We start from the raw sequence: 8,951 nt of genomic DNA, 5'->3' as shown, positions 1-8,951 counted from the left end.
GCTAGGCGATACCTGGGTGGTACGCTGTTTGGCGGCTTCTGCAAGGCGTAGAAACTCTTCTGAATGATGGGCCATGGGGTGCTCCTGGTAGGTGGCGTTGGAAGGAGTCTCAACGTTGCTCAACCGTCATGGGCATGTCAATAAAATCGTGTATGGTTATTGGCTGCCTGTTGTTCAACGTTGCAAGGAGCCGAGCTTATGTCGGAACCCCGTCCTTCCTCTGATACTGCCGTATCGCCTGCTCGCATTCGAGAGGTGTTCTGGGCCTTTTTGGCGCTGGGGCTTACCTCGTTTGGCGGGCCGGTGGCGCACCTGGGCTATTTTCGTACGGAGTTCGTGGCCCGCCGCCAGTGGCTCAGCGAGAAAGCCTATGCGGATTTGGTGGCGTTGTGCCAGTTCTTGCCCGGCCCGGCCAGCAGCCAGGTGGGGTTTGCCCTGGGCCTGCTGCGGGCAGGCCCCTGGGGGGCGGCCATGGCCTGGCTGGCCTTCACGCTGCCTTCCGCGCTGGTACTGGCGCTGTTCGCCATGGGGGCGGCGGTGCTGGATGGGCCGATGGCCAGCGGCATCATCCACGGCTTGAAAATCGTCGCAGTGGCTATCGTGGCCCACGCCGTATGGGGCATGGCGCGCAACCTTTGCCCGGATAAAACCCGGGCAGGCATTGCCCTGGCGGCGGTGTTTGCCGTGGCCATGGTCAGCGGCCCGCTAGGGCAGGTGAGTGCGATTGTGCTGGGGGGTATGGTAGGGCTGTTGCTCTGCCGCGAAAGCGCTCAGGGCGAGCTGGCGGATTCGCTGCACTTTGCGGTGTCGCGCAAGGTGGGCTTGATCTCTCTGGGGCTGTTCGTGGCGCTGCTGGTGCTGTTGCCGCTGCTGGCGGGCGGCGCCATGTGGCTGGCGGTGGTGGATGCCTTCTACCGCTCGGGGGCGCTGGTGTTTGGGGGCGGCCACGTGGTGCTGCCGCTGTTGGAAGCCGAAGTAGTGCAGTCGGGCTGGATCACGGCGGATGAGTTCTTGACGGGCTATGGCGCCGCACAGGCCGTGCCGGGGCCACTGTTCACCTTTGCGGCTTACCTGGGCGCACTGCTGCCTGGGCTGCCCAGCGTGGTTGGTGCAGTGCTGGCGCTGCTGGCGATTTTCATTCCCGGCTTCCTGCTGCTGGTGGGCGTGCTGCCGTTCTGGAACCGTTTTCGCCAATGGGGCAGTGCCCAGGCGCTCATGCGCGGTGCCAACGCGGCCGTCGTGGGGGTTCTGGGGGCTGCGCTCTACGACCCCGTCTGGACCAGCGCGGTGGTGGGGCCGTATGAGTTTGCCTTGGCGCTCACGGGCTTTTTGCTACTGACCGTGTGGAAGCTGCCAGCCTGGCTGGTGGTGATCGTGGTGGCCTTGGGTGGGGTAGTGATTGCGACATAGCTTCACTACCCCTGCCGGTTCACACGCGGCTGACCTTGACGGGTAACCCTTGCCTCACGCTAGCGCCGCTAATGGGCTCCAGCCAAGTGCCGCCGACCTCGCGCGTGGGATCTTGAAAGCCCAGGTCGTTGATATTGATACCTGCCCGCATCCAAGGCATATCTGGCTGAGAGGTGCCATCGATAATATGCGGTGTAGCACCTAGATCCTTGTGGCCGTAGCCGTGCTCGATGCCCAGCGCGCCAGGTACGACACTTTCGCTTACCAGAGCGAGCCCTATCACGCTGCCGCCGGGGCTTTCGATGCGTATGGTGTCGCCGTGTTGAATCCCAAAGCGCTCGGCATCCTGGCGGTGCATTTGTACGGGGTTATAAGGCTTGATCATACGCAGTCGCTCGTTACCGATGGCGTAGGAATTCATCAGGTTGGATTTGAACGAGAAGGCCAGTAGTGGCCACTCTTGCTCGGGGAACACTTCCCGCATGGACTGCTTGTTCGCCATCTGCGGCAGCGAGTGGCACGGCACGCCGCGGTTTGGCAGGCCATTGGTGGTATCAATGCTGGTGCCTACTGCTTCGTTATAGACGCACAGCGTGGCTTTCCACTGACGCTTTAAATGCTGGCCTACGAAGTGTTCGCTGGCATCTTCAAAACGCCCACCCCGGGCGTACAGATAGGCCACACGGCTGCGTTCATCGGCCTTCAGCGTACGTTCAAGCTTGGGCAGTAGCGGTGCGATGCCACTATGGGCAATGTCAGTGTCGCTCGCTTCTGGAAGCGGTTCCTCCTGGAAAGCGATGTTGGCGGCTGCCCTGAGATAGTAATCTTCGGCACGGTTGAGCGGGTGAAGGTCACCGTTGGCATCAGGGATAGCGTGGTCGCCGAAGCCCGGCAGTCCTAACCGCTTAGCTACGGCGATAAAGAAGCTATCCATAGACACCGGCTCGCCTTCGGCGGTTTTTTGTTGGCGCGGTTCAACCACCGGCCAGCAAGCGGTGGTCAGTTTGCCCAGCGTGCCTTTCCATGAGCCTGCAAACCCCCATACTTCGTACATGACTGAATCCGGTACGATGTAATCGGCGTAACGATTGGTCTCGTTGATAAAGCCATCAACCGCGACAAATAACCCTAGTCGGCTGGGATCTTTTAACTTATCGACAACGACGCCTTTCAGGCCCGCTTGGCCATAAATCGGGTTGGCCATGCAGCCAATCAGGGCTTTGATGGGGTAAGGGTAGCCATCCAGCGCAGAAGGTAAATGCTCGGTGAGGGTGGGTGGCGCGAGTGAGCGCCAAGGAGCCTTCGCAGGGTAAGGGTTCTCACCAGCCGCTACCTTGCGCTGGTACTCCGATGATTTTTCATAGGGGAAGCGTGAGCGCGAGAGAAAAACGCCCTGCGGACCACGCTTTCCGGGGAAATTGGCCAAGTCGTAGCGTGGACCTTCGCCGGTGCCTGTATAAGTGCCACCGCCCACCGCACTGCCGCCTTTCATGTTGTAATTGGCGGCCAACAGGTTGAGCATTTGAACGCCAAAAGCAGCGTAGAAGCCGTTGCCTGACATCATACCGCCGTGGCAGTTAACGGCGGCCTTACGGCCGTGGCTGGCATACTTTTTGGCTAAGTCGATAATCGTTGCTTTGGGAATACCACAATGTTCAGCATAGGTGTCCATGTCGTATTCATGGGCCGATTCACGCAGCAGCGTTAGGCTGGTTTTAACGGTGACGGTGCTGCCATCGGCAAGCTCCACTGCGCGCTCGGCAAATAGCTCGGCGGCCATGACATCCTCGCTGAGCATGAGCTCGCCGTCTGATACGACGACGGGCATATCCGCATCGCTACCGGCTTCAGTAAGGCCCAAATCGCTGGCGCGCAAAAAGTAGCCACGGCGCGGATGTTCGAAGGTATCAATGACCAAATGCGTTGCGTTGGTGTGGGTGGTCTCGCCCGCGGCATCAGCAGCAGACTGGCCCGGCAGGGCGAGAAAATCGCTGGCATAGCCCTCGTGGTCCAGCAGCCACTGAATCATCGCCATGGCAAAGGCGCTGTCGGTGCCGGGGCGAATGGGCACCCATCGATTATTATCCGCCGCGTGGGAAGTGGCAGCATTTAGCGCGGGGTCGACTACCACGTACTCAAGGGTTCCTGCGGCGCGTGCCTGAGCAAGCAAGCGGCCTTGACGCTTAAACGGGTTGCCTGCTTGGCTAGGCGCGCAGCCGATATACATGATGAACTGTGCGTTCTGAATGTCGGGTTTTACATGGGCATTAGTGACAATATTGTTCATCACGGCCCCTGACCCCATGCGGAACGCCAAGCCGCAATAAGAGCCGTGGTGGCCGTAGTTGCGGGTAGCAAAGGCGTTGAGCGTGAAGCGCTTGAGTAAATCGGAGCGCCCGTAGTCGCCGGCTTCCATGACCATCAGCTGGTTCGCCTTGGGGCCGTACTCTGGATTGGCAGGGTCGATAGGCGTGTCGTGGTCGTGAATGGCGCGCAGCCCATCTACATGGCCTTCACCAAACAGATCGCCCCCCTCACAAATCTCTTCAATCAACTGTTCAAACGAGATTTTTTGCCACTCCCGGTTACCGCGCTCGCCAACGCGCTTCAGGCAGTGGTCGATACGGAAAGGGTTGGTGATCTGGCTCATCATTGAGTTGCCACGGGCGCAGGCGGTAGAGCGATTTACTTGGCCCTGTTCTCCGTAAGCGCTCACGCTGCGCAATGCCTCGGCCACTGGAGTTCGCATTGGCAGATGGTCATCAGCAGAGAGCGGATGGTATGGGTTGCCAGATACACGCAGCACTTCGCCCCGGGTGTCATCGATGCGTACCCGCACACCGCATAGGGTAGTGCAGCCGTAGCAAATGGTAAAGGCGGTGCGTTGGTCGGGAGTGAGGGTTAGCTCGCCAGTGGCTAAGTCAACGCGGTACTCCGGCGTGAGCGAATTGCCGTGAATGTTGTGCTTGGGTTTTTCTCCTGCGCTGCCACTGAGTCCTTTGGCCATCTTGGCAAGCGGGTCAGCGTAGCCTACTGCAAAGGTGGCGGCACCGCCTGCGGCAGCAGCGCCTTTAAGAAACCGGCGGCGTGAGGGGTCTTGAGCAGACTTAGCCATGGTTAGGCGCTCCTTGTTCGGCGTTAAGCGAGTCACTGGATGTATTGGTATCGAAAGAGGGCGGCGGTTTAACGCCACCTTGCTGGGCTTGCCGCCATGGAATAAATAGCTCAATCAGTAAGATAGCGGCCAGCCAAAGCCCAAAGGTACCGACGATGCCTAAGATGCCGGAAGAGCCAGCGGGAATGCCATAGTGGTGGAAACCAGCACTATTACGGGCGACGTGCTGCACATCCATCAGCACCACCCAGCGGAACATCCAGCCCATATGAATAGCTACCAGGCCGAGTAGCCAAGCCCAGGCAAACAATGCGGGTTGGCGTTGGGCAGGGCGCGAGACTAACCACGCCACCGCTATAAAGAGCGTTATGCCAGTAATACCGCCCCACAGCGCGGTGCTGCGCCAGGAAGGGCTGTGACGAACAGACTCCAGCGCTGCTGCGACCGAGCCAACGTTGGCGTTAATACCATCCAGGAACCAGCTAGCCGCGATTAAACCCGCCACGGCACAGAAGGCAAGTAGGACATACAGCATTTGCCGAACGGTGGCGTGCGAACACACTCCGCTTACCCGGTTGAGTACCAGCACTAGCCCTGCTGCCGCGATGAAGCCTGTCGCGACCAGCATGGGCGGAAGCCATACGGTGTTCCATAGCGGGCGTGCTTTCACAATGGCAAGCTCCGCGCCGGTATAAAGCATAATGCCGCTGGAAAGCAGTAGTGCGGCTAGTCCCACGATGGCCACCAGCGCCCTTGGAGTGGCGCTATCGCCCAGGCTTAGCCATTTAGCCATCCATCCGCTCAGCCCAGGCGCATTGCGCCGGGCCTGGAGCGCCGGGCGCCAAGCCAGCCAGGCAAGGCCCAGTACGCTGACGAGATAGAGCGGCAGAACCACGCTGCCAATAGACATCCACGAGCGGGTGTTGGCGTACGCGTAAAAATGCCAAAAACGCAGCGGTTGGTGCAGGTCCGCAAGTAGTGCAACGGGCGCTACCAACGTGGTGCTGACGCAAGCGAGGAGTGCAAGGCGTGCGGTGGGCAGCCATGCTCGTTTGCCGAAAATTAACGCAGGCGCTGCTAGCCAGAGACTCGCATAAGAGATGGCGATCATGAAAAAATACTGCACCGCCCACGGGTACCAGGCGATGTCGTAGCGGGGGGCGAGTAGTTCAATGGTGGAATTCATAGCCCATCTCCTGTCCGTGGGGGTCGAGCACTTCAAGCGCCACAGGTTCCGCAACAGGACGGCTAATGAAGCGCTCATCCATGCCGAGATAGAACACTTGGGGAAGCGTGTTTTTTTCTGGCTGAAGTACCATCAGTGCATCACGGTGTTCTTGAATCATGCGGCTGATTTGGCTGTCAGGGTTGCGCATATCACCAATAATCCGCGCACCTCCAACACAGCTTTCAACACAGGCGGGCAGTAGCCCTGCCTCTAAGCGATGCGCGCAGAACGTGCACTTGTCAGCGGTTTGGGTGCGCTCGTTAATAAAGCGGGCATCGTAAGGGCAGGCGTTAACGCAATAAGCGCAGCCTACGCAGCGGTCACTATCCACCACCACAATGCCGTCCTGTTGTTGATAAGTTGCTTCCACTGGGCAAACGGGCACACAGGGAGGGTTTTCGCAGTGATTACACAGCCTGGGCAGCATAAACGTGGCTAACTCACCGCTCTCCTGGTGCTGCACCTCGTATTGAGAAACGGTGGTGCGAAACTGACCAAGAGGTGCGGCATTTTCGATATGGCACGATACGGTGCAGGCTTGGCAGCCAATACATTGGCGTAAGTCGATGAGCATGCCATAGCGTTTGCTGGGATCGCCTTCACGACGAGCTGGCTGTTGATTGATACCTGCCTGGGCAAGGCTGGACAGCGGTATAAGCGCAGCACCTGCGCTTAAGCGAGCTAACTGGCCAAGTAGCGAACGGCGTATAGCGTCCACAGCGCCTCCTTTATAAGTAAAGCATCATCCGCAGGGGCGAATGGTCAAGGTAGGCTAAGCTTAAGCGGTTGGGTTGAGATAAAAGTTGATGGGAGTCAATGAGTTGGCTTTGCATTATTAATGTTCCCTTAATCCTGGAGCGCTAACTGGTTGTTTTAACGACGATCGCATATCGAACGTTATAAATAAAAAAGGCTAGCCCACTGGCTAGCCTACTTCATTGATGAGTCAGGAATTCAGGTAGTCGCTGCGGCTATGGCGCCTCCAGCTCTAGGGTGCGACGCAGAACATTGAGTTCATCAATATTCAGGTGCTCCAGCCTTCCGGCGAGCAGGTCGCTGATCTTCTGTACTGGCAAGCCTGCCCGGCGGGCAATTTCTCGGCTTCCCAAGTCTGATATGGCGATCAGACGTGTGATGATGCGCATGAGGCGCGTGCGTTTTTCCAGTTCCCTGACATCGAGGTCAGGGCTGCTTCGCGGAGGATCCTGCACTTCTGCGTGAGCAGTCGAGTATGCCGTACTCATGTGACTCCATGGGTCTGAAATGACAAACACACAATGCCGCCAACTCACGCGCTTTTCAATGCCTATTTAGATGAAAATTTCACGACCATGAGAAAGCCCGTAAACGCACTGGCTCTGGTAAACTATGCCCCTTCCCATTTTTCAATGAGCTGCAGCCTGTACGCGGCTCGTTCCACTGTTTTTCGCTAGAGCAGGCCATGGGCCGAGGAGTTATTGTATGTCGAACAGCGCACCCAAGGTGGGCGTGATCATGGGGTCGAAGTCGGATTGGCCGGTCATGGAGCACGCGGTGGCGATGTTGGAACGGCTGGGTGTTGCCTACGAAACCCGCGTGGTCTCGGCACACCGTACCCCGGACCTGCTGTTCGACTATGCGAAAAGCGCAGCGGAACGTGGCCTTCAGGTTATCGTGGCGGGCGCGGGCGGCGCGGCGCACCTGCCGGGCATGGTGGCCTCGCAAACGGCGCTGCCGGTGCTGGGTGTGCCGGTAGAGTCCAAGGCCTTGAAGGGGCTGGATTCGCTGCTCTCCATTGCACAAATGCCGGGTGGCATTGCCGTGGGCACGCTGGCCATCGGCAAAGCCGGGGCCACCAATGCGGGGCTGCTGGCGGCGCAAATCGTCGGCTTGCAGGACAGTGCCGTACGTCAGGCTGTCGAGGCCTTCCGAGCAGAGCAAACGCAGCAGGTGCTGGATAACCCGGACCCCCGCCCGGATGCGCCTGCGGCCAGCGAATCGGCACAATAGGAAGCCCATCATGAGCGTGCATAGCAATCGCGTAAAACACATTGGCGTACTGGGTGCCGGGCAACTGGGCCGTATGCTGGCGTTGGCGGGCTACCCGCTGGGCAACACGTTTACCTTTCTGGACACCACCGGCAGCCCCAGCGTCGGTATCGGTGAGGTGGTGGTCGACCCGGATAATCAGCATCTGGCGGCGTTCCTCGACAAGGTCGATGTGGTGACCTACGAATTCGAGCACCTGCCCGTGGCGCTGGTGCAGCAGATCGAACAGCACAAGCCGGTCTACCCCAGCAGCCGTGCCATTGCCGTGTGCCAGAACCGCGTGGAAGAGAAGGCGCTGTTCGACCGGCTGGGCATCCCGACGCCGGCCTACCGGGTGGTGGAGAGCGCCGAGCAGCTGCAGGCCGCTGCCACTGAGCTGGGCTGCCCCGTAGTGGCCAAATCCGTCACCGAAGGGTACGACGGCAAGGGCCAGGCGGTGCTGAGAGCGCCAGAGCAGGCCCAAGCCGCCTGGGAGTCGATTGGCCATTCCCGGTTGATCGTGGAAGCCTTCGTCGATTTCGTGCGCGAAGTGTCGCTGATTGCCGTGCGTGGCCGCGATGGGGAAGTGGTGTTTTACCCCATGGCAGAGAACCAGCACGTAGACGGCATTCTGCGCTATTCGGTGGCGCCGCTGCCCGACCTGGACGACAGCGTTCAGCAAATCGCCGATGGCTACATTCGTGCGCTGCTGGATGAGCTGGATTACGTGGGCGTGCTGGCGCTGGAGCTGTTCCAGACCCGCGACGGTAGCCTGCTGGCCAATGAGATGGCCCCGCGGGTGCATAACTCCGGCCACTGGACCATGGACGGCGCGGTGACCAGCCAGTTCGAAAACCATCTGCGGGCCGTACAGGGCTTGCCGCTGGGTTCGACTCAGGCGATTGGCCCTACCTGCATGGTCAACGTGATTGGGCAAGAGGGAGACAATCCCGCGCTGCTGGCGATTCCTCATACCCACCTGCACCGCTACGACAAGGCCGAGCGGGCGGGGCGCAAGCTGGCCCACGTGAACGTCGTGGCGGCCAGCCATGCCGAGCTGCTGGAAAAAGTACGCGCCTGCCAGGCACTGCTGCCGGGGGCTCCGGCGGTCGAGTGGAGCTTTGCCGACTCGCTCTGAGCCGTGCGTTCGATGGCTGTCATGCTCTCTTCAAAGCCGCCCTTCGAGGCGGC

The 8,951-nt window shown here is 59.7% G+C and carries 7 protein-coding genes; 3 read left to right on the top strand and 4 right to left on the bottom strand.

Annotation, left to right across the window (positions count from 1 at the left end; translation table 11 throughout):
• Positions 1–198 precede the first annotated feature (198 nt).
• Entirely contained in the window at positions 199–1,410 is a 1,212-nt protein-coding gene (gene chrA, locus B7L72_RS01990; protein ID WP_081192276.1) for a chromate efflux transporter, read from the top strand.
• A 19-nt stretch (positions 1,411–1,429) separates the two neighbouring features.
• Here chrA and B7L72_RS01985 read toward each other — a convergent pair whose 3' ends face one another.
• The 4 genes from B7L72_RS01985 to B7L72_RS01970 all read right to left on the bottom strand — a co-directional run bounded on the left by B7L72_RS01985 (position 1,430) and on the right by B7L72_RS01970 (position 6,997).
• Entirely contained in the window at positions 1,430–4,525 is a 3,096-nt protein-coding gene (locus B7L72_RS01985) for a molybdopterin dinucleotide binding domain-containing protein (RefSeq protein WP_081192274.1), read from the bottom strand.
• Positions 4,518–5,711 carry an NrfD/PsrC family molybdoenzyme membrane anchor subunit gene (gene nrfD, locus B7L72_RS01980; RefSeq protein WP_081135284.1) on the bottom strand — a complete coding sequence of 398 codons (1,194 nt, stop codon included), beginning with the start codon at positions 5,709–5,711 and terminating at the stop codon, positions 4,518–4,520. Before nrfD ends, B7L72_RS01985 begins: the two co-directional genes overlap by 8 nt.
• Complete coding sequence (dsrO, locus tag B7L72_RS01975) at positions 5,695–6,471, bottom strand: sulfate reduction electron transfer complex DsrMKJOP subunit DsrO (protein WP_081135286.1); 777 nt, start codon at positions 6,469–6,471, stop codon at positions 5,695–5,697. The genes nrfD and dsrO overlap by 17 nt, the downstream gene beginning before the upstream one ends.
• A 253-nt stretch (positions 6,472–6,724) precedes the next feature.
• Entirely contained in the window at positions 6,725–6,997 is a 273-nt protein-coding gene (locus tag B7L72_RS01970) for an XRE family transcriptional regulator (protein WP_081135288.1), read from the bottom strand.
• A 217-nt stretch (positions 6,998–7,214) separates the two neighbouring features.
• Between B7L72_RS01970 and purE the strand changes: the two genes are divergently transcribed.
• Positions 7,215–7,742, top strand: coding sequence for a 5-(carboxyamino)imidazole ribonucleotide mutase (gene purE, locus B7L72_RS01965; protein WP_081192272.1), 528 nt, complete (start codon positions 7,215–7,217; stop codon positions 7,740–7,742).
• 10 nt (positions 7,743–7,752) lie between these two features.
• The gene (locus tag B7L72_RS01960; protein ID WP_081192270.1) at positions 7,753–8,898 is read left to right on the top strand and encodes a 5-(carboxyamino)imidazole ribonucleotide synthase; all 1,146 of its coding nucleotides are present in this window, start codon (positions 7,753–7,755) and stop codon (positions 8,896–8,898) included.
• Positions 8,899–8,951: the final 53 nt, after the last annotated feature.

It is taken from the genome of Halomonas sp. BC1 (assembly GCF_002078135.1).
Lineage (GTDB): Bacteria > Pseudomonadota > Gammaproteobacteria > Pseudomonadales > Halomonadaceae > Vreelandella > Vreelandella stevensii.
The sequence above is the reverse complement of the archived record's forward strand: the minus strand, read 5'-3'. Positions and strand labels throughout refer to the sequence as shown.